This window comes from Pseudomonas sp. Leaf129, from assembly GCF_001423465.1.
Lineage (GTDB): Bacteria > Pseudomonadota > Gammaproteobacteria > Pseudomonadales > Pseudomonadaceae > Aquipseudomonas > Aquipseudomonas coleopterorum.
Genome location: NZ_LMOC01000007.1, coordinates 367,707 through 391,373 on the forward strand (window position 1 = coordinate 367,707; position 23,667 = coordinate 391,373).

A 23,667-nucleotide genomic window follows, 5' to 3' on the forward strand; every position below is an offset into this window, starting at 1 on the left:
CGGCCCTAGAATGCCGGTCCAGACCCCTCCGCAGTTCGACCTCTCCCGGAAATCGCCGCAGTGCCCCGCCGCCTCATCGAAGAGCTGAAAATCCTCAGTGTCTGGACCTTTACCCTGGCCTTGACCGGCTGCATCGGCACCGCCGGTATCGCCCCTCGCAGCGAAGCGCTATCGGCCGATACGCTGGCCACCGATGCCGCCATTCAAACCGCCGCCCAGGACGCGCAATGGCCGCAGAGCCAATGGTGGCGCACCTATGGCGACCGGCAACTCGATGATTGGGTCAACCTGGCCTTGCTGGGCAGTCCGAGCATGGCCATCGCCGCGGCACGGGTGCGCCAGGCCAAGGCGCTGGCGGGTGTGGCGGAGTCCGCCGAGTCGCTACACATCGACGCCAGCGCCGCGCTGAAACGCCACAACTGGCCGGCTGATCCTTTCTACGGGCCGGGCGATCTGTCCGGGCAGACCACCTGGGACAACAATGCCGGCCTGGGCTTCACCTATGCCCTGGACCTGTGGGGGCGCGAACGCAGCGCCAGCGAGCAGGCCCTCGACCTGGCTCACATGAGCGCCGCCCAGGCGCGCCAGGCGCAGTTGGAATTGGTCAACAACGTGGTGCAGGTGTACATCCAGCTGTCGTTGCACTACGCCCAGCGCGACATCGTGCAGCGCACGCTGGCGCAGCAGGAGCAGATCCTGGAACTGGCGCAGCGGCGCCTGCACGGTGGCCTCGGGACGCACCTGGAAGTCAGCCAGGCCGAGGCCCTGTTACCCGAGACACATCGGCAGGTCGATGCCCTGGACGAAGATATTGCCCTGGCGCAAAATCAACTGGCGGCCCTGGCAGGCAAAGGGCCGGGGCAGGGCAGCCAACTCCAGCGCCCGAGCCTGTCCCTGCAGGCCCCGCTCGGCCTGCCGTCCACGCTGCCGGCGCAATTGCTGGGCCAGCGGCCGGACGTGGTCGCCAGTCGCTGGGCGGTGGCCGCGAACGCTCGGGGTATTGAAGTCGTTCATGCCGGCTTCTATCCCAACGTGGACCTGGTCGGCAGCCTGAGCTACCTGGCCACCGGCGGCGGCATGCTCGAATTTCTGGCCGGACGCAAGCTGGCCTACAACGTCGGGCCCGCCCTGAGCCTGCCGATCTTCGATGGCGGTCGGTTGCGCGCGCAGCTGAGCGACGCCTCGGCCGGCTACGATCTGGCCGTGGCGCGCTACAACCAGACCCTAGTGGAAGCGCTCAGGCAAATCTCCGATCAACTGATCCGTCGTGCCTCGATGGACAAGCAACAGGTCTTCGCTGACGAATCGGTGGCCGCAGCGCAGCACAGCTACGACATTGCCCTGATCGCTTATCAGCGGGGCCTGACCGGCTATCTTGAGGTGCTCAACGCCCAGACCCTGCTGTTGCGCCAGAAACAGGTCGAGCAGCAGGTGCAGGCCGCGCGACTGGCGGTTCATGCACAATTGGTCACGGCATTGGGCGGCGGCCTGGGGGCAGGTGCCGACGCCCCTGATGCCGAACGTCTGCACGCACCCAAACCATTGGCGGTGATCGATCGATGATCACCTGGCTGGGCCGCCTGCAATGGCGCCGAGGTTTCTTCGAGTGGGCGCGCAGTGATGGCGTCACCTGGATCTACATCTTCAAGGTGTTGCTGGCCGCGTTCACCACACTGTGGCTGGCCATGCGCCTGGAGCTGCCGCAACCGCGCACGGCGATGATCACCGTGTTCATCGTCATGCAACTGCAAAGCGGGCATGTCTTCGCGAAGAGTTTCTACCGTCTGCTGGGCACCGTCGCGGGCTCGGCGGTCACGGTGGTATTGATCGCCCTGTTCGCCCAGAACACCGAGCTGTTCCTGCCCAGCCTGGCGCTGTGGGTGGGCCTGTGCTCCACCGGCGCCATGCGCTGCCGCAATTTCCGCGCCTACGGCTTCGTCCTGGCTGGGTACACGGCGGCGATGGTCGGTCTACCGGCGCTGGCCCACCCGGACGACGCCTTCATGGCAGCAGTCTGGCGGGTGCTGGAGATTGCCCTGGGCATTCTGGTTTCCACAGCGGTCAGCGCGGCGATTTTTCCACAGTCGGCCAGCGCGTCAATGCGCAATGCCTTGTATCAGCGCTTTGCCGTCTTCGCTCGATTCGTCACCGACGGCCTGCGCGGGCACAGCGCCCGTGAGCAGTTCGAAGCCGGCAACGTGCGCTTCATCGCCGAGGCCGTGGGCCTGGAGAGCCTGCGCAGCGTGACCGCCTTCGAAGACCCGCACATGCGTCGGCGCAACGGTCGGGTCAGCCGTCTGAACAGCGAATTCATGGCCGTGACCACCCGTTTCAATGCGCTGCACCAGTTGCTCGAACGTATCCGCGCGCGCGGCCATGGTGACGTCGTGACCGCCATCGAGCCGGCATTGCAGGCACTGGCGCAGGTACTGGACGATTTTTCCGGGCAGGCCCTGACCGACGCCGATGCAGCGCGCCTGGCTCAGCGCATGGCCTTGTACAAGGACGCGCTGCCGGCCCAGGTGCGCAGCCTGCGCGAGGTGTTCGAACACAACGGCCCGGACGATGAAGACCTGCTGGATTTCCATACCGCGTTCGAGTTGCTCTATCGTTTTGTCGAAGAGCTGCACAGCTATGCCCAGACTCACGCCTCGCTGGTCGAGCATCGGCATGCCCGCGAGCGCTGGGACGAGCCGTATCGTTCACAGACCAACTGGCTGGCCAGTGCCGCCGCCGGCATCCGCGGTGCGGTGGTGTTGCTGCTGCTGGGCAGCTATTGGATCGCCACGGCCTGGCCCAGCGGGGCGACCATGACCCTGGTCGCCGCCGCCACCGTCGGCTTGTCGGCCGCCTCGCCAAACCCGCGGCGGATGTCGTTTCAGATGGCTTGCGGCACCTTGCTCGGGGCGCTGGTCGGCTTTTACACGACCTTCTTCGTATTGCCCTGGATCGACGGTTTCGCGCTGCTGTGCCTGACGCTTGCGCCAGTGCTGACGCTAGGCGCCTTTCTTGCCTCGCGGCCGCGCTTCGTCGGTTACGGGCTGGGCCTGCTGATCTTCTTCTCCATGGGCTCGGTGCCCGGCAACCTGACCCAATACGATCCGTATGCGTTCATCAACGACTACATCGGCATGGTTGTGGGCATGCTGTTCTGCGCCGCCGCCGGGGCGATCATCCTGCCGCCCAATAGTCGCTGGATGTGGCGGCGCCTGGAGCAGGACCTGCGCTCCCTGGTGGTGTTCGCCATCAGCGGCAAGCTGCGCGGCCTAGGTTCGGCCTTCGAGAGCCGCAGCCGCGACCTGCTGCACCAGGCGTACGGTTTGGCAGCCGGACAGCCACAGGTGCAGCGCGACCTGCTGCGCTGGATGTTCGTGGTCATGGAGGTGGGGCACGCGATCATCGAACTGCGCCGCGAGCAGGAGCGCTTGCCGGTGCATCCGGCCTATGCCCCCTGGCAGCCCTGGCGGCAGTCGATCCGGGTCATGGGGCGCGCGCTGATGCGCCTGTTCATCCAGCCCCAGGAGGGCAATCTGCAACGGGCCATGGCGGCCGTCGAACAGGCCATTCACCTGGTCAGGAACACCGATGAACCCTTCGCCCGACATTTCGACACCTCGGCACTGCGCCGGGTCCAGAGCTACCTGCACTTCATCCGCAGTTCGTTGCTGGACCCGCAATCGCCACTCGCCGAACTGGCCGCTCCAGGAGACGACCATGCCCCGTGAAATCGCTTTCCATGGCCTGTACATGCCGACCATGACCCTGTTGTTCGTGGTCGCCGCCGGTATCGCCTGGGCCTTCGATCGGCTGTTCGCCAGCCTGGATCTGTACCGTTTCTTCTGGCACCCGGCGCTGCTGCGCCTGAGCCTGTTCGTCTGTCTGTTCGGCGCCATGGCGCTGACTGTCTACCGTTGAGAACCGCGCAATGAAAAAGTTTTTCAGTCTGTTGGCCACCCTGTTGGTGCTGGGGCTGGCGATCTTCATCGGTCGGCAGCTATGGGTGCACTACATGCAGACGCCCTGGACTCGTGACGGGCGTGTGCGTGCGGACATCATCAACGTCGCCGCCGATGTATCGGGCTACGTCACGGCAGTGCCGGTGCGCGACAACCAGCGCGTGCACAAGGGCGACGTGCTGCTGCAGATCGACCCGGCCCACTACCGTCTGGCGGTCAAGCAGGCCCAGGCGCTGGTGGCGTCGCGCAAGGCTGCCTGGGAAATGCGCAAGGTCAATGCCAGCCGTCGTGCCGACCTGGATGAACTGGTGATCTCCAAGGAAAGCCGCGAAGACGCCAGCAACGTCGCGGCCTCGGCCCTGGCCGACTATCAACAGGCCGAGGCGCGCCTGGAGGCGGCGCAGCTGAACCTGGATCGCACCCGCGTGCTTGCCACCGTGGATGGCTACGTCACCAACCTCAACGTCCATGTCGGCGACTATGCGCGGGTGGGCGAAGCGAAGCTCGCCGTGGTCGACGAGCATTCGTTCTGGGTCTACGGCTTCTTCGAGGAAACCAAGCTGCCCCACGTGCACGTGGGGGATCCAGCGCAGTTGCAGATGATGAGCGGTGAAACCCTCACCGGCCACGTGGAAAGCATCTCGCGCGGCATCTATGACCGCGACAACCCGCAGAGCCGCGAGCTGATCGCCGACGTCAACCCGACCTTCAACTGGGTGCGTCTGGCCCAGCGAGTGCCGGTGCGCATCCAGCTCGACCCGGTACCCGACGGCATGCTGCTGGCGGCTGGCACGACGTGCACGGTGATCGTCACGCCCGCTGCGCCCTGATTATTGAGAGAAGCTGCCCTGGAGGCGTTCGGCTCGAAATTCCAGGGTCTGCGGACGGTAGCCGGGCCGCAAGGGTGGCAGTGGCAGGCAGTCCTGCCAATCGGCACCGGCCTGCAGCTCACCAGGGCCACGGTAGCGGGGAGCGGTGTAGAGGTTTTCTGCCAGGTTGACGGTCTGCCCAGGAGAGTAGGCCGCGATCTGCCATTGCAGCTCGACCATGGGGACGCTGTTGCCATTGTTCAGGTTCAGGCGCAACGGACGGTCGGCGGGGCAGCCTTGCGGATCGAAGGTGATGCGCATTTCCAGCCGGGCCAGGCGATGGGCTTCGCGCGTGTCGCTCATGATGACCCACAGCGCGAGCAATGCCAGGGCGAACACGGCGGCGCCGGAGATCGGCAGCGCCTTGGAGGGATAACGGATCAGCAGGATGACCCAGGAAATGATCAGAAAGATGCCGATTAACATGACTGCCAGCCTTGGTGAAGAAGTGGGGCGTATCGTACAGAACGTTCGCGTGTCTGTGAAAACCACGCCCGCACAGGCTCAGTCGTCGGGCTGATCGCGCAGGAACACCAGGTGGTCTGGCCGTGACTGGTCGGCGTTGTAGCGATAGCCCTGGCGGTCGAAGCCCTTGAGCTGCAGGGGGTCGTGGATTTTTTCGTCGATCACGAAACGCGCCATCATGCCGCGTGCTTTCTTGGCATAGAAACTGATGATCTTGTACTGGCCATTCTTCAGGTCCTTGAAGTCGGCAGTGATCAGGCGCGCCTGCAGGGCCTTGCGTTTGACGGCAGAGAAGTACTCGTTCGACGCCAGGTTGAACAGCACGTCGTCGCCTTGCTCGGCCAGCGCCTGATTGAGCCATTCGCTGATGCGCTCGCCCCAGAACGCGTACAAGTCCTTGCCGCGGGCGTTGGCCAGCTTGGTACCCATTTCCAGCCGATACGGCTGCATCAGGTCCAGGGGGCGCAGCAGGCCGTAGAGTCCCGACAGCATGCGCAGGTGTTTCTGCGCGTAGTCGAAATCGGTTTCACCCAGGGTGGTTGCATCCAGCCCGGTATAGACGTCGCCCTTGAAGGCGAGCAGCGCCTGCTTGGCGTTGTCGGGCGTGAAGTCGGGGGTCCAGCTGCCGAAGCGCGCAGCGTTGAGTCCGGCCAGCTTGTCGGAAAGGTGCATGAGCTCGGCAATCTGCGCCGGGCTGAGCTCGCGCAGTTGTTCGATCAACACCTGGGAGTGGTCGAGAAACTCAGGCTGGGTGTAGCGCTGGATGACCGGGGGGGTATCGAAATCCAGGGTCTTGGCGGGGGATATCACCATCAGCATGCAAAGGTTCTCCTGTGGGCGTCGGTAAATTCTGGAGCAGTGCCGGCACCTCGTCCACCCTTAAGCGTGGGGGCATCCAGATGGACCGCAGCGACCCCGGACGCGGCTCGCGCCGCTGCTACAGGGGATCGCGTGTGCCCTTGGTACGGCGCTCCTCTGTAGCGGCGCAAGCCGCGTCCGGCTACACCGCCTACCCCGGGCCGTATTGACGCCACCGATCCCGCTCCCCCACAGTGCCCGGAAAAAAGGAAACCCGCGCATGGACTACGCACTCATCGACTGGAGCATCATGCTCCTGGCAATCGCTGCCGCCTACATCGTCTTCGGCATCGCCGGCTTCGGCACGGCCCTGGTAGCAGGCCCGGTACTCATCCACTTCATGCCGCTGGCCACGCTCATCCCCTTGCTCGTCGTGCTCGATTTCATCGCCGCCTTCGGCAATCTGCTTCCCGCCCGGCAATCGGTGGTGGGGGTGGAGCTCAAGCGGCTGCTGCCGTTCATGGCGTTGGGCTGCACCCTGGGTGTGGTGTTTCTGCTCAACCTGAAATCCGACCTCCTGTTGCTGTTGATGGGCCTGTTCATCACCGGCTACGCCCTGTACATGCTGCTGACCACGGCGCGACCTGCGCGGTTGTCACCGTGGTGGTCCGTGCCGATGGGCACGATCGGCGGGCTGTTCGGTGCCTTGTTCGGCAGCGGCGGCTTTCTTTATGCGATCTACCTGGGCGCGCGGCTTGATGACAAACAGCAGGTGCGAGCCACCCAAAGCGCACTGATCAGTTGCAGCACGATCGTGCGCCTGACGCTGTTCATCATTGCCGGCGTATACGCCAACACTCAGCTGCTGTTGACCGCTGTCTGCCTGCTTCCGGCGATGGCGGCAGGCCTGTGGATCGGGCGTCGTCTGACCCTGCGCATGTCCCGCGAGGCCTTCGTGCGGCTGGTGACCTGGCTGGTGCTGGCCAGCGGCCTGGCGCTGCTGTACCGCTATTTCAATCCTTGACCTGCGCCCGCAGGGGGCTATCCTGCCGGTTTTGCGTACCGTCGGGCCCTTGCATGAACACTCAGAACATTCTCGTTCCGCGCCTCTCCACCTTGCCGGTGCACGAGCCCCGTGCGCGGGCGATCCTGCGCTGGCTGGTACGCAAGGAGATCGTCGAGGAGCAACTGAGCACCTGCGGTCGCAACGGCAATCGCATGGCCTACGCCATCGGACCGGGTGCCCGAAACGTCGTCGAGCAGCCGGACCTGCTGCCCTATGGGCAGCCCGTCAATGGCCTGGAAGTGGTCACCGACCGCTGCATCTTCACCCCCATCGATGGCTTCCTGCACGAGGCCGGCTGCCCGGAATGCCGCCAGGAAGTCGGCGAAGCCCTGTTCGACAGCCTCGAAGAGTGGATGCCCGGCCTCACCGACAATTTCACCTGCCCGCTGTGTGGCCATGAGGACGACATCAACGGCTTCCTGTTCCTGCAACCCTGCGCGTTCTCCAACCTGGGGTTCATCTTCAACAACTGGGGGCAGACGTCCTTCAAGCCGGCGTTCATCGCCGAATTTGCCGACTGGCTCGACCAGCCGATCGCGCAAGTGCTGGTGAAGTTCCAGGACAATTGATCGCCAGGCCATCTTTGCCTTTCTTGTGGGGGCATGTGTGGGTATAATGGCGCGCTTCCATTTTCCCGCTCGGGAGCCCCCGCATGCTGCGTATCAGCCAAGAAGCCCTGACCTTCGACGACATTCTCCTAGTGCCCGGTTATTCCGAAGTACTGCCCAATGAAGTCAGCCTCAAGACCCGTTTGACCCGCGGCATCGAGTTGAACATCCCGCTGATTTCCGCGGCGATGGACACCGTGACCGAAGCCCGCCTCGCCATTGCCATGGCTCAGGAAGGCGGCATCGGGATCATCCACAAGAACATGACCATCGAGCAGCAGGCTGCCGAAGTGCGCAAGGTCAAGAAGTTCGAGGCCGGCGTGGTCAAGGACCCGATCACCATCGAGGCTGATGCCACCGTTCGCGACCTGTTCGAACTGACCTCCCTGCACAACATCTCCGGCGTGCCGGTGCTGCACGACGGCAACCTGGTCGGCATCGTCACCTCGCGTGACGTGCGCTTCGAAAACCGCCTGGAAATCCCCGTCCGCGAAGTGATGACGCCCAAAGAGCGCCTGGTCACCGTCCGCGAAGGGGCCGACAAGGAGCTGGTCCGCGATCTGCTGCACAAGCACCGCATCGAGAAGGTGCTGATCGTCGACGGCGAGTTCCACCTCAAGGGCATGATGACCGTCAAGGACATCGAGAAAGCCAAGGCGTACCCGCTGGCGAGCAAGGATGACCAAGGTCGTCTGCGCGTCGGCGCAGCCGTCGGTACCGGCAAGGACACCGGCGAGCGCGTCAGCGCCCTGGTTGCAGCCGGCGTCGACGTGGTCGTGGTCGACACCGCCCACGGTCACTCCAAAGGCGTGATCGACCGCGTGCGCTGGGTCAAGCAGAACTTCCCCGACGTCCAGGTCATCGGTGGCAACATCGCCACCGGCGAGGCTGCCAAGGCCCTGGCCGAAGCGGGCGCCGATGCGGTCAAGGTCGGCATTGGCCCAGGCTCCATCTGCACCACCCGTATCGTCGCCGGTGTCGGCGTGCCGCAGATCAGCGCCATCGCCAACGTCGCCGCTGCCCTTGAAGGCACCGGCGTGCCGTTGATCGCCGACGGGGGCATCCGCTTCTCCGGTGACCTGTCCAAGGCCATCGTCGCCGGTGCCTACTGCGTGATGATGGGCTCGATGTTCGCCGGTACCGAAGAAGCGCCGGGCGAGATCGAACTGTTCCAGGGGCGTTCCTACAAGGCCTACCGCGGCATGGGCTCGCTGGGCGCCATGTCCCAGGCCCAAGGCTCCTCGGACCGTTACTTCCAGGACTCCTCGGCCGGTGCCGAGAAGCTCGTGCCCGAGGGCATCGAAGGCCGTGTCGCCTACAAGGGTGGCCTGTCGGCGATCATCCATCAGTTGATGGGTGGCCTGCGTTCTTCCATGGGTTACACCGGCAGCGCCGACATCCAGGAAATGCGCACCAAGCCCGAGTTCGTCCGCATCACCGGCGCCGGCATGGCTGAATCCCACGTCCACGACGTGCAGATCACCAAGGAAGCGCCCAACTACCGCGTGGGCTGACCCCGGTAGCCCGCCTGTCGCCTGGTACTGGGCGGCGGGCGGACATTCAATTTAGCGGGGCTGTTCACTACAGCCCCGTGTTGTTTCCGAATACATCTGACGAGAATGAGTCATGGCCCTCGACATTCACGCCCACCGTATCCTGATCCTCGATTTCGGTTCCCAGTACACCCAGCTGATCGCCCGCCGCGTGCGCGAAATCGGCGTGTACTGCGAGCTGCACCCGTTCGACATGGACGATGAAGCGATTCGCCAATTCGCCCCGCGCGGCGTCATCCTCGCCGGTGGCCCCGAGTCGGTCCACGAAGCCAACAGCCCGCGCTGCCCACAGGCGGTGTTCGACCTGGGCGTGCCGGTCTTCGGCATCTGCTACGGCATGCAGACCATGGCCGAGCAGCTGGGCGGCAAGGTGGCCGGCTCCGATATGCGTGAATTCGGCTACGCCCGCGTCGACGTGGTCGGCAAGAGCCGCATCCTCGAAGGCATCGAAGACCACATCGACGCCGATGGCGTGTTCGGCCTGGACGTGTGGATGAGCCACGGCGACAAGGTCACCGAGATCCCCCAGGGTTTCCACGTGCTGGCCAGCACCCCGAGCTGCCCGATCGCCGGCATGTTCGACGACGACCGCAACTATTACGGCGTGCAGTTCCACCCCGAGGTGACCCACACCAAGCAGGGCGAACGCATCCTGTCGCGCTTCATCATCGACATCTGCGGTTGCGAAGCCCTGTGGACCCCGTCGAAGATCGCCGAAGACGCCATCGCTCAGGTCCGTGCCCAGGTTGGTACCGACAACGTCCTGCTGGGCTTGTCTGGCGGTGTCGATTCCTCGGTGGTCGCGGCCCTGCTGCACAAGGCCATCGGTGATCAGCTGACCTGCGTCTTCGTCGACAACGGCCTGCTGCGCCTGCACGAAGGCGAGCAGGTCATGGCCATGTTCGCCGAGAACATGGGCGTCAAGGTCATCCGCGCCAACGCCGAAGCGCAGTTCCTCGACAACCTGGCCGGCGAAGCCGACCCGGAGAAGAAGCGCAAGATCATCGGCCGCACCTTCATCGACGTGTTCGACGCCGAGTCCTGCAAGCTGGACAACATCAAGTACCTGGCCCAGGGCACCATCTACCCCGACGTGATCGAGTCGGCCGGCGCCAAGAGCGGCAAGGCCCACGTGATCAAATCGCACCACAACGTCGGCGGCCTGCCCGAGGAAATGAACCTCAAGCTGGTCGAGCCACTGCGTGAGCTGTTCAAGGACGAAGTCCGCCGTCTGGGCCTGGAGCTGGGCCTGCCGTACGACATGGTCTACCGCCACCCATTCCCCGGCCCGGGCCTGGGTGTGCGCATCCTGGGTGAAGTGAAGAAGGAATACGCCGACCTGCTGCGTCGCGCCGACCACATCTTCATCGAAGAACTGCGCAAGGCCGATTGGTACCACAAGGTCAGCCAGGCATTCGTCGTCTTCCAGCCGGTCAAATCGGTTGGCGTCGTCGGCGACGGCCGCCGCTACGCCTGGGTCGTCGCCCTGCGCGCCGTGGAAACCATCGACTTCATGACCGCGCGTTGGGCCCACCTGCCTTACGAACTGCTTGAAACGGTGAGCGGCCGCATCATTAACGAGATCGAAGGAATCTCGCGGGTGACCTACGACGTGTCGAGCAAGCCGCCGGCTACGATTGAGTGGGAATGATTGGACGTCCGGCATTGTCCGGCACCAACTAGCAAGAAATGCCCTGGAGCCCGCGTAATTGCGGGCTTTTGGCTTTTTAGGTCTGGCAAGCTCTGGCAGCTTTGTGCATCGCCAAGCACCGTGTTTATGTGGCATGGTACGGGGCATTGACTGAGCCAAATGCCATGCTTGGTACTCGATACCATGTCTCCTTAGCAGGGAAGGACATGGTATCAAATCTCATGATTGGCCCGGTTTTATTGGGTTTTATCGTGATGCATGAGTGCTTTTCTTAGCATGGTATTTTTTACAAGGAATCCGTGACTGCCATGCTGACCGATACCAAGCTGCGTAACCTCAAACCGCAAGAAAAACTCTACAAGGTGAACGACCGTGATGGGCTGTACGTGGCCGTCACTACTGCTGGATCTATCTCATTTCGCTACAACTACTCTATCAACGGCCGTCAGGAGACCATCACGTTTGGTCGCTATGGCGTGGGTGGTATCACACTTGCGGAAGCCAGAGAGCGCTTGGGTGAGGCTAAAAAGATGGTTTCGGCGGGAAAGTCACCTGCCAAAGAGAAAGCCCGTGCCAAGGCACGCACCAAAGGGGCAGAGACGTTTGATGCGTGGGCTGAGAAATGGCTGCGTGGGTATCAGATGGCTGACTCGACCCGTGACATGCGCCGCTCTGTTTACGAGCGCGAGCTCAAGCCGCAATTCGGCAATCAGAAACTGGTGGAAATCAATCATGAGGACCTGCGAACGCTGACTGATGCAATCGTAGAGCGTGGAGCTCCAGCCACGGCCGTGCACTCCCGCGAGATTGTGATGCAGGTGTTCCGATGGGCGATTGAGCGTGGCCAGAAGGTAGAGAACCCGGCTGATCTGGTACGTCCTGCAAGCATCGCTAAATTCGAGCCACGTGATCGCGCTTTAGGGTCTGACGAAATCGCGTTGATGTATCAGTACCTGGACCGCATCGGCACCGCGTCCTCGGTAAGGGCGGCCGCTAAGCTGCTGTTGCTCACCATGGTGCGCAAAAGCGAGCTGACTAATGCCACCTGGAACGAGATCAATTTCAGCGAAGCCTTGTGGACTATTCCGAAAGAGCGGATGAAACGCCGCAACCCCCATTTGGTGTTCTTATCTCAGCAGGCGTTGGATTTTTTCATTGCTCTGAAGACGTTTGCCGGTGGTTCGGATTACGTTTTTCCCTCTCGGTACGATTCCGATTTGCCAATGAGCACCGCGACGATCAATCAGGTGCTGACGCTGACCTATCGGCTCGCGCAGAAAGAGGGGAAGCCGTTGAGCAAGTTCGGACCGCATGATTTGAGGCGGACAGCGAGCACGCTACTGCATGAAGCGGGTTATAACTCAGACTGGATTGAGAAGTGCCTTGCGCACGAGCAGAAGGGCGTACGGGCCGTCTATAACAAGGCTGAATACCGCGATCAGCGTCGGGCGATGTTGCAGGATTGGGCGGATATGATTGACGAGTGGACCCGTCACCGGCCACGTCGAAGCAATGGCGGCCAAGAATAAAGTTAGAAATTCAATCTGCCAGCTTTCGAGTTCGCCGTCTGATGGCCGCAGAGATTGCTTGGCGCGATACGCCAAGCTCACGGGCGATTTCAGATTGGTTCGTAACGCCTCGATTTAACAAATCATCCAGCGAGCTTGTTGGCGATTTGAGTGTTTGGAGTTGGACGTAGGCCTTTTTCCTGACATCTGCCCATGTTTCTATATCCCACCTACGGAGCACAGCAGCTCCTTGTGCCCATATTTGGGCAATCAGTTCCTCATACTCAAGTGCAAACCTACGGTCGCGCTGATAGGCGCGGCGAGCTTCATCGCTACGCCGCGGATTATGAGCTTCGCAGTAGAGTTTGCTCGGTCTGGCTGCGCCTTCAGGCTGGCCCGGCAGGGTCGCAGGTCTCAGTAATTCGCCGTCTTCCGCCCAGGTAGAAACGAGCATTCGGCGCTCCACATGCTCGCGGAATGCAGCTACCGAAAAGTCTCCGCGCAATTCCTGCATATCGCAGTATCTCAACAGCATCCGGGAGGGCCCATATTTGCCAAACTCCCCCCTCAATGCCTGTTCGTAACGAGCAACCAATATATCGGCTTTTTTCTGAGCCCTTGTACGAACAGATTCTGTTAAGGGCACCACTTTGACATTTTCGCGCTTTAAGCGCTTGAAGACCTTTGGCGCCGCCATGCTGATCGCATATTCGGTGGACCGCCAGCATAGCTCGCAGAAGCACCAGTCGTAGTGGTTACTCAATTTCGACCGGATGCGATCAGACGATGTGTCGCTCTCCCTAACCAGCAGTTGCAGAAGCGGGTCGTAGGTGCTCGACGGTTTTAAGTGTTTTCCCATCCTTAGATGATAGCTCCGATTGACAACCACATTCTAACTTTTTTGCGCCCTAGTTCTGGCCCTCGAAGGCATTGTCAAGCATCTGACAACTTCGAAGGAAAGCGACCCCGTGGAGACCAAACCAAAGAGCAAAACACTCATCAACCGTAAGAAATTGCATGCGATGATCCCGCTGGCTGAGCGCACAATTTACAACATGGAACAAAGGGGTGATTTCCCACGCCGTATCGCGTTGACCAGCCGGAATGTTGCTTGGGATCTGGCTGAAGTCGAAGAATGGATTGACGCGTGCAAAGCTTCTGGCCCGGCTCCCAGACCTGGAATTGGAGCCTGAGTAGTGCGGACCGGGCCCGAACCAGGGCCCATCTCGCACCAGCATAGTGGGACTGTGCATGCTCAACATCAAAGCTCACAGCTTGCACTGTTCAGTTCACAGGAAGAGGCGCAGACGTACCACGACAGCACCCGGAGCGGTTTTTTTTCTCTCCTTGTTGATGTGCGGGGCGACAAGCGCCAGTCGTCCCACCTGTTGGCAGATATGCCGACCGTCCTTGGTCTGGTAGACAAAACCCGTGACACATGGCTGTCACAGGCTGAATTCATCCGCCCCAACCGGCGCGTCGTGAACCTATCGCGCTTGGGGCTGCTGTTCGCTGACCTCGACACCTACAATGTTCCGGCGCTCGCCGGACGCACGCCCGACGCCCTGGCCGCTGCTGTGATGTACTTCTGCGCAGGGGAAGGAATACCCGCCCCGTCCATGCTGATCTACAGCGGGCGCGGAATCCAAGCCAAGTGGCTTTTGGAGGGCACGATCCCGCGTCAGGCGTTGCCACGCTGGAACGCCTGCCAACGCTGCCTTGTTGATCGCCTGTCGCATGTAGGTGCCGACCCGATGGCCAAGGACGCAAGCCGCGTCCTGCGCACCGTGGAAACCGTCAACAGCAAGAGCGGCGAAGTGTGCCGCGTGGTGCATGTGCAGAACGGCATGGACGGTCAGCCGGTGCGGTATAACTTCGAGTATATGGCCGAAGCGCTTTTGCCGACCGCTCGCTGGACCATCGAGCAGCAACGTCGAGAGCAGGTCGAGCGCATCCAACGCAAGCCCTTAAAGCTGGTTTCCGGCGGCGAGACCAATACGCTACGCGGGTTCTCCGGCCGCCAGCTCGCGTGGGATCGACTGGAGGACCTGCGGAAGCTGGCCGACTTGCGCGGCGGTGTCAGCGAAGGTAGCCGAATGCAGCACCTGTTCTGGCGGTTGAACTTCCTGTTGCTGTCCGGCGCAACGAACAGCAAACAGATGTACTACGAAGCATCCGCGCTGGCCCGTGAGCTAGACCCGCAATGGAATACCCGTTCCAAAGAGCTGATGACCCTGTTCAGCAAGGCCAAGGCGTTCGAGGCAGGCGAGAAAGTGAGCTTCGCGGGCAAGGACTATGCCCCCTTGTACACGCCCAAGAATGACACGCTGATCAACTTGTTCAGGATCACGCCAGACGAGCAGCGGCAGCTTAGGACTGTAATCAGCACGGACGAAGCCGCAGAACGCCACCGGAAGCGCGAGGAAGGCCGCAGACGGACAGCGGGCGCACTAGACCGCCAGACTTATGTAAGCAAGTCATTGAGCCGTAGGAAGCCTTGGGAATCCCTCGGGATGAGCCGTGCAAGCTGGTACCGTGCGGGTAAGCCAGTCGGTCCTGCGGTTGAGGCTGATGCAGGCCTATTGCCTTCCGAAGAATTGTACTCTAAGGGGGCGGGCGCGCGGTGAGACAAGTCCGTGCGTATTACTAATGGCGAAGCCCCCGAGCTTTTGAATGAGGCTGGAAAGCGGCACGGGTGACGTGTGGATACACCCAAACCACAGTGTACCAAGTCCGTGCGTATTACTAATGGCGAAGCGTTCGAGCTTTTGAATGAGGCCGGAAAGCGGTATGGGTGACGTGTGGATACACCCAATCCACAGTGAGACAAGTCCGTGCGTATTACTAATGGCGAAGCCTCTGGGCTCTTAATGGCGGGCCGTTCCTCGCTGATTCGAAGGGTGTTTTAGCTTCCGCGGTGCGGCACTATTGCGTGGCGGGCTACATTTGATCGACTGCCGTTGCTTCCCGTCCATGTGCCATCTGGCTGGTAGGTATTCAAAATCCGTGCGTATTACAGCCCGTTGAGGGGATGTCCGGTGATAGCGCAGGTCTATGCGGAATCCGGTGATGAGGCCCGGCAAGGCATGCGACGGATGGGAAAATCAGGAGCGTGCTAAGCGGGGCTGCCACAGAAATACAAAACCCCGCGCTGTGGCGGGATTGCTAATACTCAGGGCTAGCGATCAGCGAATTTTAGCATTCTCGTTTTTGTGTCGGCTGTTCGGCGCGCATCGCCATCAGAATCTGCTTGGTCAGAGCTGCGTTACTTTTGCTTCCCAGCAGAGGCAGGCGATTCATGCTATGTGCTCCCGCAATCATATGGTATGAAGCTGATATGGCCAGAGGGCTCACCCTGAGCTGCAGCGCTGTGTACTGCCGATCCAACATATCAAGCTGCGGTCCATAGCCTTTGCTGCGCAGCCATTGGCCAAGCGCCCACAGGCCAATGCCGAGCGTAAAGACTAGTACTGAAAATCCAGTGACTATCAGAATGTCTGTCATGGTTATTCCTCCAGAAGGTCGTTGTTCGATGTCATACCGGGCACACTGAGCGAAGCGAGGCGTCCGTGAGCCCTGCTGATGCCAGAGGCGGGGCGGATCACGTTGGATACCGCTTCTTCGGGTCCCGGGGGCGATTCAGCTCCTCTGGTCTGAGCGGAAGAGCTGTCGTCAGTAACGGGTAACGTAAAGTCTGTACCAAGAGATGGGGCGTGGGCATTCTCCATACCTGGCACGGCCAGTGACGCCATAACTCCGAGCACCTTCGCGGCTCCACCCGCCGCCTGAATAATTTCATCACCACTCCTGACGGCTTCCCCTTTTGGTGCTGCTTGCTGTGGCTCTTTGTTTTCGTCTACTTGTGCAGCCTTACCGATTTGGTTGGTTGCGTACGAAGACGATTTCGCGGTCTCAGCATTAGGTCTAGACGAGGCCGCGTCAGATAGGCTACCCCTAGTCTTTGACGTCGATGGTGTGGGGTTCTTGGTAGTGCTGCCGCCTGTGCTGGCACCCACTCCAGAAGGCGCTGCGAAGTCCGTTGGCGTTGACGCTCCGCTGCCTGTTGAACTTGCGGCATTAACAAAACTAGAGTTGATAGCGCCCGCCAACCCACTGCCAGCAGTAGCACCTGCGCCACTGGCCCCACTGAATGCACCGACTGCAGCAGGTGCTGCAGTCCCCGCTGTGGCGACGGTGGCAATTGCAGCGGCAGCCCCCGCCGCTCCAGCAGTTGCCATTCCTCCGAGGGCCGAACCACCACCCATTGATGAACCACTAATCATGCCGCCTATTAGGTCTGGAATCGTCTTCGTCAAGTAGGCGCAAATCAAAGCCAGCCCAGCAAGAGTCATCACGGAAGCTTCGTTGTTCTGATATGCAGATGACCACTCACGACTTGACTGCAAAATCAGGCCGATGATCAGGGTCAAAACGAATAGCTTAGCTCCAACCGCGACGGCGAAGCGCATTGGCGCAATTGCATATTCCCTTGTCCACTGAGCACCACCAAAACCGAAGAAAAGAACGGACGCGTTGATGATCACGTAAGACTCTACAAGCGTCACAAACATAAAAGCCGCAATGAAAGCGAAGCAAACAAGCACTAAAAAAGCAGCTAGGCTAATTGCAACCGCTTGGCCTGGTGAGAAAAAAGGCATGCTTGATAGAATTGCGCGAGAAAACTCTATCGCCAAAGCAAAGACATCTCCAGGCTGTAACGCGCGATTTAGGCCGCTTGCAGTAGCTCCTGCGTCACGAAAGCTGTCGACAATGGCGGAAGCCCATTCTACGGCGTATTTTATCATTGCCAAAAAAAAGCCGGTCACTAAAATAAAACGCACCAGCTCGCCTACAACCTCACCCATATCAGCTTGTTTTATCACTAGGGGTATAAATGTCCAAACAAGCTGGATCGTTGCTAGGAGCCAGAATAGGTTGATCGCATAGCTGTACAAGCGTTGTGACCACAGGCTTGACTGGTTTAGTATTAGATCTAAGAGGCCGTCAACTGACGTATCTGGCTGTGCTAGATTTGTATCAGCTAACGAGCTTCCAGTAATGAAGAGCCCTATGGAACCTAGAGACCACAAAAGAAGACGATCCATAGTTAATACCCCTTTGATCCACCGCGGATGGTAGGTTGGTTTTTGAAGGCGGAATCTGAGGTTTTTTGATCGCTGTTTGAGTTACACTCCTGGTTGCTAAAAATCTTGATCGTTGTCACAGATACGGTAATAACCAAGCCAGCACACAACAGTGCTACGAACCACTTTGATATAGGCATTTCAGTATCCCTTCGAACCGCCGCGAATAGTAGGTTGGTCCTTGAATTTCTGCTCAGCTGCTTCGCTCATGGCCTTCCGGTCGTCCTGTTGTGCCATATAGTTACCTTGCATGTTTATCTGTGTAGCCAAAAGATCACGCAGTTTTTGGAGTTGCTGAACATTCTGCGAAGCAATTTCGTTGCCCACCTGTATCGCTTGCATACGGCCAGCGGCTGACTGAGAACGGGCTACTATGCTATCAAGTTTGGCATCTTCAGTCTCAAAAGTACTTGTATTTAAATTTGCCGCTTCGAGAGCTGCTCTCACGTTGGCGCGGCCTTGCTCAGACCAGTTTTTATAATGTTCCCGTGGCGTAAAGTGTGCAGAATTCGCCGCGCCGTTCAGATAAGACTGAAAACCTGGAAACTGGTAGTTGAATTGCGAATCCATATTCTGAATTTGACGGCCGAGAGATTGCGATCTGTCATAGATGCCAATCACGTCTCTCAGGTCCGCAGCGATACTGCCAAACATGGAGCTGGGTAACCCCATGCCCTGGTTAACCATGTTCTGGTACTGGCGAACCTCTATTTGTAATTGTTCGGCAGTGTTTAGCGCTGTGTTGACCTGCTCGACATATTCGAACATTTGCTGATAAAAAGTTGAGCAGTTTGAGCAGTACATGGCTAAAGCATTTTGCCCAGTGAGATTCAAAATAAGAGCTGCTACTAGTGATTTCCGCGCGCGTGTCATTTTTATGTCCTGTGCGAGCCTGTTACTATATATGATCGAGATTGCTTGCAGTAACGAGAAACGTATCGTGTGAACTGCACATACCCAAAGCTAAATTCGTCGAAATATTCTTTATAAATTAGTTTGAGGGTATAGCCGAGTAGTATCTTCTCTTCTAGTTCTCTCCTGATCTTGAAGAACTCGGCACGGCCAGCTCTTCTTTTAACATGCTTTAAGCTATAACTCCGCATCAGCTTTCTCCTTTTGACGCTTTGGTTTTAGCACGGATGAAAGCATGAGGAAACACGAAATAGCCGGATTACGAAAATTAATGAAACTCAACGCGATTATATGCAATTTAGGGGGATTTAAAGCAATTCAATGCGAATGTACGCGACTGTATGCGATTTAGCGAAATTAGATGCGAATTCTAGATTTAGGGTTTTCGAATTGCATTTAATCGCCTACATTTAGACGGCAAGATGTGTGTTGTACGGGTGCGGACTTCGTCCACCCCCTCCCAACACCTCCCCGTATTCGCCTGCGGCTCAATGGGTTCTCTTGCTCTGCGAGGCATACAGTCGCTACCGCGACCACATAGAAGCAGCACCAAAGGAGGAATCATGACCGGCGAACAGCCAGAGAAGCCCAAAGCCCGCCGACGCGGAAAGCCGATAGAGGTTTGGGTCAGCGATGGGGAAAAAGAGTTAATAACAGCGCGAGCGGCCGAAGCTGGATTGTCCCGATCGGGATACCTACGCGCTGTCGGGTTGAATTACCCTATTCGGTCGGTCGTAGACCTGGTCGCAGTCGGTGACTTGGCTAAGGTCAATGGTGACCTTGGGCGGGTTGCCGGTCTGCTAAAACTCTGGCTCGCAGAGAAGCGGGGGCATGGCGCTAAGGCCATCGACGTGGATACACTGATGATCGGTTTTCGGGATTTACAGGTCGAGGCTCGAGAGATAATGGGGCTAATCGTCAAAACTCATAAGTGATCTCTCATATGCTTCGAGCTATGAGCGCATCACAGATGCTTGGTCGAGTAATTATTGCCAGCCCCTGATCGCTAGCATAACCCAGTTCTGTACGCATCTGACTCGTCCGAAGAGCGAGACTCTCGGCAGCACCGATAAGCAGTTCCCACGGTAGCCGAATGCCATCTGGCGCGCTAATATCCCGGCAGCGACGTGGCACTGGTATCTGTGTCCAAGGTCTAAGGGATAGGTTGATCGCCAGGGAGGAAGCGTGAGTAAGAGCAAAACGATCGTGCCTATAGGTGCCCAGTTGACTTCCTTTCCTAATCCAACACCATGGCCAGGAGCGAACGCCCGGCTTTTAGGTGTCGGCGCAGGTTTGCCTGTTTCCAAGCTTGATCGACTGGCAAGCTTCGATGATAGCCAATTCGAACGCTTCGTACTCGAATGGGGGAACGATTACATTAAGGCAAAAGTCCCTGGCGTGTACGAAGTCCAACTTCGCGGGGGCGCTGGTGATAAGGGGCGAGACGTTATCGTTTGGTTCGATCCTCCGAGCACCGTTAGTCGCCGTTGGCACCTCTATCAATGTAAACATTATAGTGCAGCATTAGGAGCAAGCTCTGCGTACGAGGAAATTGGCAAAGTTCTATACTACACGGCAGTCGGTGACTACTCTTCCCCGGATGAATATTGGTTTGTTACGCACAAAGGTGTCACCTCGACGCTGCAGGATTTGTTAGATTATCCAGAAACATTAAAAGCAGGCCTTCTCGCAAATTGGGATAAGCATTGTCGAGGTAAAATTACTACTCTGAAGAAGATCGAACTTACACCAAAGCTTAAAGCGCATATTGATGCGTTTGATTTCAGCATATTTCGCGCAAAGCAGCCGCTTGACCTGATATCTGAGCATGCCCAGACGCGCTATCACCTTACCGTATTCGGTGCTCCTCTAATTGATCGGCCTTTACCGCAGAAGCCGCCGTCGTCAGCGGCGCCTCTTGAAGCGGTATACATTGCACAGCTATACAAGGCAATAAGTCTGAAATTGGGGATCGAAGTAAGCAATGTTTCTCATTTCGTGCATGACAAAAAACTGTCCGCTCTCTTTGAACGGTCCAGAATGGCTTTTTATTCGGCGGAAGGCCTAAAAGAGCTTGCCCGCGATCAGATGGCCGATATGTCTTATTTCGACACGCTGCTCGGCGAATTCTACGACGGTCTTTATTATTACTATTCGGACGAAGCCTTTGTCGGCCTCGACCGTGTGGTAGAGACGGTCAAGGGAGCGCAGTCTCTCCAAATCAGTGATCATGTGTTGAAACCACACGTTGTCCCAAATGATCGTGAGGGGATGTGCCATCAAATGGCTAATGATGGACGCGTTGAATGGTGCTCATCATGACTGCGCATCCGGAGTCGACACTAATTCGCCCATTCAACAGTCCGCTCGAATGTGGCTTGCGGATGTTGTTCGTACTGGACGCTAGCGCTGGACAAGCCTCAGATCTTCAGCGTCTGATTTCCTATGATTACCTACTGGTCCATTCAGGCGATGTTGTCGGTGGTCCGGAAAGTCTTCACCCCGCAGTACCGTTTCGAGGCGGTGAGCTTCTAATAAAACGAAATCTTGTATATGCGGGACTCAATCAAATGTACTCTCGAGAGCTGCTGCTCAAGACCTTTGATGTTACAGGCATCCTATACCAGGCTACGGCTTTGACGTCGGCGTTCCTTAAACTTATGAGAACGTCATACGCCCAGGCGTTGCGACAACGGTCCAGCTGGATTGTTGAGCATTTCGGAATGTTTTCAGATAGCGAACTCGGACAGTATATGAGCGAAAATGTTGGCCGCTGGGGTGGCGAATTTGAACAGTTGTCTGTCCTAAATGAATTGGAGCTCTGAAAATGTTACAGCTCCGAAAAATAGTTCTTAGAGGCGAAGGTGTCCCGGATGCCTCAATTAGTTTTTTTCCTGGCGGGAACATCGTAGCTGGCGAGTCCGATACGGGTAAGAGTTACCTGCTTAGGTGCCTTGATTACATTTTCGGCGCCGATGAGATGAAGAAGCGCATTCCAGCAGCAGAGTCTTATTCAAAGCTATATGTTCAGTTCGAGAATAAAGTTGGCGCCGTTCTAACGCTAGAGCGCCATTTGTCTGGTGGTGATCTTGCATCACATACCTGCCCTGTCGAAGATATCGACGGGGCTGGAAAATCGCTAAAACCGAAGAGAAAGGGGAAAAGTAAGGCCCGAGATATTACCGAGGTGCTGTTCCAGTTCGCAGGCTTAAGTGAGGCCGTTCTTCGCAAAAATGATCGAGGGGAGGTGCAGCGCCTTACTATAAGACAATACCTTCCAGTCTTTCTTATTGACGAGATCGCTATTATCGACGAAAAATCACCTGTTTTAGGTAAAGGCGGCTTTGATGAGACCCCGCGCAAGCGAATGTTCGCCCATATGCTCACAGGTAAAGATGACATAGGCGTCATCGCGGCCGAGAAGTCCGAGATCGCCCAAGCGAGGCTTGTTGCGCAGCTTGGTCTGATCACTGGGCTCCTTAAACCACTAGAACATCGGATTCAGCAGAGCCCGATGGCAGACGAAGACTCCATCGAAAAGGTCGAGTTCGCGATAGCCCAGCTGTCTGCCTCGCATTTCGAAATAACCGGCGAGCGTGCGAAATTGCAGGCTGAGCGTACAGAAAACACTCGAACGCTAAACCGGGCACAGTCTCAGGTGGTAGCAGCTGACGAGCTCTTGGCTCGGTACCATTTACTCGAAGATAGATATAACTCCGATTTGCAACGCCTTGATTTCGTCACAGAAGGTGCTCATTTTTTTAATGGCTTACAAGAAGTAAATTGCCCACTGTGCGAACAGCCAATGACTAGCGATCACGTTCATACCACGCAAGGGTCTGTGAAAACGATCTGTGAGGCCGCTAGGGCAGAAGCTTCCAAAATTCTTGGTCAGCGCGGCGACCTCGCCTTAGCTATAAAGAGACTTGAGAATATTCGGAGTACTAGATTATCTGAAGTAATCTCATCCAGGGATGCGCTTGCGCTAACCGATCAGAGAACTATGGATGTTATATCTCCAGCTCTTCAAGATGCTGCGCAGCGCCTCGAAGTATTGGTGGCCCGCCGTATAGAGCTTGAGAGGCTAAAAGCTGATGAGGATCAGGCGGACACACTGCGGCTGAAGAAAGATGAAATTGAACGTATGTTCGGTGATAAACCCAGCAAGAGCACTTGGGAAGCACTACCTTCTAAAGCCCTAAGAGCGCTGTGCAAGGAGATAGAGACCGTGCTAACAGAGTGGGAATGGAAGGGTGAAGGGTGTGTTGAGTTTGATCAAAAAGAGTTCGACATCATAGTAGATGGCCAGTCTCGACAATCTCATGGTAAAGGTGTCCGCGCGGTTCTGCACACCGCGTTCACAATTGGGCTTCTGCGCTTCTGCAGAATTAATAATTTGCCTCATCCGGGTGTCGTCGTTATTGACTCCCCTCTGACGAGCTACAAAAAAGGAAAACCCGGGGGAGCCAAGGATGGGCCAATCGATGCGGGTATGGAGGCCGCTTTTTGGCGTTCGCTCACGGCAATTGATCCCGGTGTCCAGGTCATAATTGTTGAGAATAAAGAGCCGCCTGCCACGGTGGCAAATGACCTGACATACTACTGGTTCGCGGGGGATACAGGTTCCTCGAACGATCGAAAGGGTTTTATCCCGGTCGTGTGAACCATGCGGACGACATACGGTTAGACACGCTGGAAAGGCGGCACAGGCGTCAGTATGGGTGGATGTGTATTTATACTGTATGTGATTTTTTCGTCCGTGGTCGTTTTTTTCCGGCTGGCCGTGCTGCCTTGCCTGCTTTCGTCGAATTCACTTGATAGCATGCCGTCCTTTTCACCCCCTTTCGCTAGCCTTCCCATAAGGAAATGCGCCATATGTCGGCCCTGGTCTAACGCAGTGTTCATTGGATTTGTCGGCCCGAACCATTCGGTAAGGGCGCGTATCGGTCCTGAGGCCGTATTCGATCTGGTCAAGCTGGATGGTTATCTTGAGGGGGGACTGGCCAGAGAGAAGCTCTGGCTCGCGAGGAGGCGAGGTGTAGAAGCAAACCGAATCGAGGTCGAACGGATGATGATCGAGCTTTGCAGGTTACAGGCAGCTATGCGGCACAAAACGAGCCCTATCATTTTCGGGAGA

22 protein-coding genes are annotated in these 23,667 nt (G+C 58.0%); 15 read left to right on the plus strand and 7 right to left on the minus strand.

The features are described from left to right. Positions 1-60: 60 nt before the first annotated feature. From ASF66_RS13300 to ASF66_RS13315, 4 genes are read left to right on the plus strand one after another with little or no spacing between them, the layout of a single operon-like run. Positions 61-1,563: an efflux transporter outer membrane subunit gene (locus ASF66_RS13300; RefSeq protein WP_056844170.1), complete on the plus strand. Its 1,503-nt coding sequence runs from the start codon at positions 61-63 to the stop codon at positions 1,561-1,563. Next, the gene (locus tag ASF66_RS13305) at positions 1,560-3,725 is read left to right on the plus strand and encodes an FUSC family protein (protein ID WP_056844171.1); all 2,166 of its coding nucleotides are present in this window, start codon (positions 1,560-1,562) and stop codon (positions 3,723-3,725) included. The genes ASF66_RS13300 and ASF66_RS13305 overlap by 4 nt, the downstream gene beginning before the upstream one ends. After that, positions 3,715-3,915: a DUF1656 domain-containing protein gene (locus tag ASF66_RS13310; protein ID WP_049861247.1), complete on the plus strand. Its 201-nt coding sequence runs from the start codon at positions 3,715-3,717 to the stop codon at positions 3,913-3,915. Before ASF66_RS13305 ends, ASF66_RS13310 begins: the two co-directional genes overlap by 11 nt. A 10-nt stretch (positions 3,916-3,925) precedes the next feature. Next, complete coding sequence (locus ASF66_RS13315) at positions 3,926-4,786, plus strand: efflux RND transporter periplasmic adaptor subunit (protein ID WP_056844172.1); 861 nt, start codon at positions 3,926-3,928, stop codon at positions 4,784-4,786. Here the strand turns inward: ASF66_RS13315 and ASF66_RS13320 are convergent, their stop codons facing one another. Further along, positions 4,787-5,251, minus strand: a complete 465-nt coding sequence (locus ASF66_RS13320; RefSeq protein WP_056844173.1) for a hypothetical protein — start codon at positions 5,249-5,251, stop codon at positions 4,787-4,789. 78 nt (positions 5,252-5,329) lie between these two features. Beyond that, the gene (yaaA, locus tag ASF66_RS13325) at positions 5,330-6,109 is read right to left on the minus strand and encodes a peroxide stress protein YaaA (protein WP_056844174.1); all 780 of its coding nucleotides are present in this window, start codon (positions 6,107-6,109) and stop codon (positions 5,330-5,332) included. A 259-nt stretch (positions 6,110-6,368) separates the two neighbouring features. On the opposite strand from yaaA, the gene ASF66_RS13330 reads away from it, so the two are divergent. The 5 genes from ASF66_RS13330 to ASF66_RS13350 all read left to right on the plus strand — a co-directional run bounded on the left by ASF66_RS13330 (position 6,369) and on the right by ASF66_RS13350 (position 12,495). Then, on the plus strand, positions 6,369-7,112 hold the full coding sequence (locus ASF66_RS13330) for a sulfite exporter TauE/SafE family protein (protein ID WP_056844175.1): 744 nt from the start codon (positions 6,369-6,371) through the stop codon (positions 7,110-7,112). 53 nt (positions 7,113-7,165) lie between these two features. Next, positions 7,166-7,723, plus strand: a complete 558-nt coding sequence (locus ASF66_RS13335; RefSeq protein WP_056844176.1) for a hypothetical protein — start codon at positions 7,166-7,168, stop codon at positions 7,721-7,723. Between the two features lie 83 nt (positions 7,724-7,806). Next, positions 7,807-9,276: an IMP dehydrogenase gene (gene guaB / locus ASF66_RS13340; protein WP_049861254.1), complete on the plus strand. Its 1,470-nt coding sequence runs from the start codon at positions 7,807-7,809 to the stop codon at positions 9,274-9,276. Positions 9,277-9,388: 112 nt separating this feature from the next. Further along, a complete protein-coding gene (gene guaA, locus ASF66_RS13345) occupies positions 9,389-10,966 on the plus strand; it encodes a glutamine-hydrolyzing GMP synthase (protein ID WP_056844177.1) in 1,578 nt (525 codons plus the stop codon). Between the two features lie 308 nt (positions 10,967-11,274). After that, positions 11,275-12,495 (plus strand): tyrosine-type recombinase/integrase, encoded by a 1,221-nt coding sequence (locus tag ASF66_RS13350; protein WP_056844178.1) that lies wholly within the window; start codon positions 11,275-11,277, stop codon positions 12,493-12,495. Between the two features lie 10 nt (positions 12,496-12,505). Here ASF66_RS13350 and ASF66_RS13355 read toward each other — a convergent pair whose 3' ends face one another. Beyond that, positions 12,506-13,333 carry a hypothetical protein gene (locus ASF66_RS13355; RefSeq protein WP_056844179.1) on the minus strand — a complete coding sequence of 276 codons (828 nt, stop codon included), beginning with the start codon at positions 13,331-13,333 and terminating at the stop codon, positions 12,506-12,508. A 109-nt stretch (positions 13,334-13,442) separates the two neighbouring features. Here ASF66_RS13355 and ASF66_RS22105 point away from each other — a divergent pair, with 109 nt between their 5' ends. Beyond that, positions 13,443-13,667, plus strand: coding sequence for a helix-turn-helix transcriptional regulator (locus ASF66_RS22105; RefSeq protein WP_004878789.1), 225 nt, complete (start codon positions 13,443-13,445; stop codon positions 13,665-13,667). A gap of 54 nt (positions 13,668-13,721) precedes the next feature. Further along, on the plus strand, positions 13,722-15,101 hold the full coding sequence (locus ASF66_RS13360) for a replication protein (RefSeq protein WP_177331301.1): 1,380 nt from the start codon (positions 13,722-13,724) through the stop codon (positions 15,099-15,101). A 568-nt stretch (positions 15,102-15,669) separates the two neighbouring features. Here ASF66_RS13360 and ASF66_RS13365 read toward each other — a convergent pair. From ASF66_RS13365 to ASF66_RS23255, 4 genes are all read right to left on the minus strand, one after another. After that, positions 15,670-15,978 carry a hypothetical protein gene (locus ASF66_RS13365; RefSeq protein ID WP_056844180.1) on the minus strand — a complete coding sequence of 103 codons (309 nt, stop codon included), beginning with the start codon at positions 15,976-15,978 and terminating at the stop codon, positions 15,670-15,672. 2 nt (positions 15,979-15,980) lie between these two features. Continuing rightward, positions 15,981-17,579 (minus strand): P-type conjugative transfer protein TrbL, encoded by a 1,599-nt coding sequence (gene trbL / locus ASF66_RS13370; RefSeq protein WP_056844181.1) that lies wholly within the window; start codon positions 17,577-17,579, stop codon positions 15,981-15,983. A gap of 180 nt (positions 17,580-17,759) precedes the next feature. Then, on the minus strand, positions 17,760-18,491 hold the full coding sequence (gene trbJ / locus ASF66_RS13375; protein ID WP_056844182.1) for a P-type conjugative transfer protein TrbJ: 732 nt from the start codon (positions 18,489-18,491) through the stop codon (positions 17,760-17,762). Positions 18,492-18,493: 2 nt separating this feature from the next. Then, a complete protein-coding gene (locus tag ASF66_RS23255; protein ID WP_056844183.1) occupies positions 18,494-18,721 on the minus strand; it encodes a TraK family protein in 228 nt (75 codons plus the stop codon). A 372-nt stretch (positions 18,722-19,093) separates the two neighbouring features. On the opposite strand from ASF66_RS23255, the gene ASF66_RS13385 reads away from it, so the two are divergent. The 4 genes from ASF66_RS13385 to ASF66_RS13405 all read left to right on the plus strand — a co-directional run bounded on the left by ASF66_RS13385 (position 19,094) and on the right by ASF66_RS13405 (position 23,193). Continuing rightward, a complete protein-coding gene (locus ASF66_RS13385) occupies positions 19,094-19,465 on the plus strand; it encodes a plasmid mobilization protein (protein WP_056844184.1) in 372 nt (123 codons plus the stop codon). Between the two features lie 250 nt (positions 19,466-19,715). Then, positions 19,716-20,852, plus strand: coding sequence for an ABC-three component system protein (locus ASF66_RS22110; RefSeq protein ID WP_082484669.1), 1,137 nt, complete (start codon positions 19,716-19,718; stop codon positions 20,850-20,852). Continuing rightward, positions 20,849-21,355 carry an ABC-three component system middle component 2 gene (locus ASF66_RS13400; protein WP_201782774.1) on the plus strand — a complete coding sequence of 169 codons (507 nt, stop codon included), beginning with the start codon at positions 20,849-20,851 and terminating at the stop codon, positions 21,353-21,355. The genes ASF66_RS22110 and ASF66_RS13400 overlap by 4 nt, the downstream gene beginning before the upstream one ends. 2 nt (positions 21,356-21,357) lie before the next feature. Next, positions 21,358-23,193 carry a hypothetical protein gene (locus tag ASF66_RS13405; RefSeq protein ID WP_056844188.1) on the plus strand — a complete coding sequence of 612 codons (1,836 nt, stop codon included), beginning with the start codon at positions 21,358-21,360 and terminating at the stop codon, positions 23,191-23,193. Positions 23,194-23,667 lie beyond the last annotated feature (474 nt).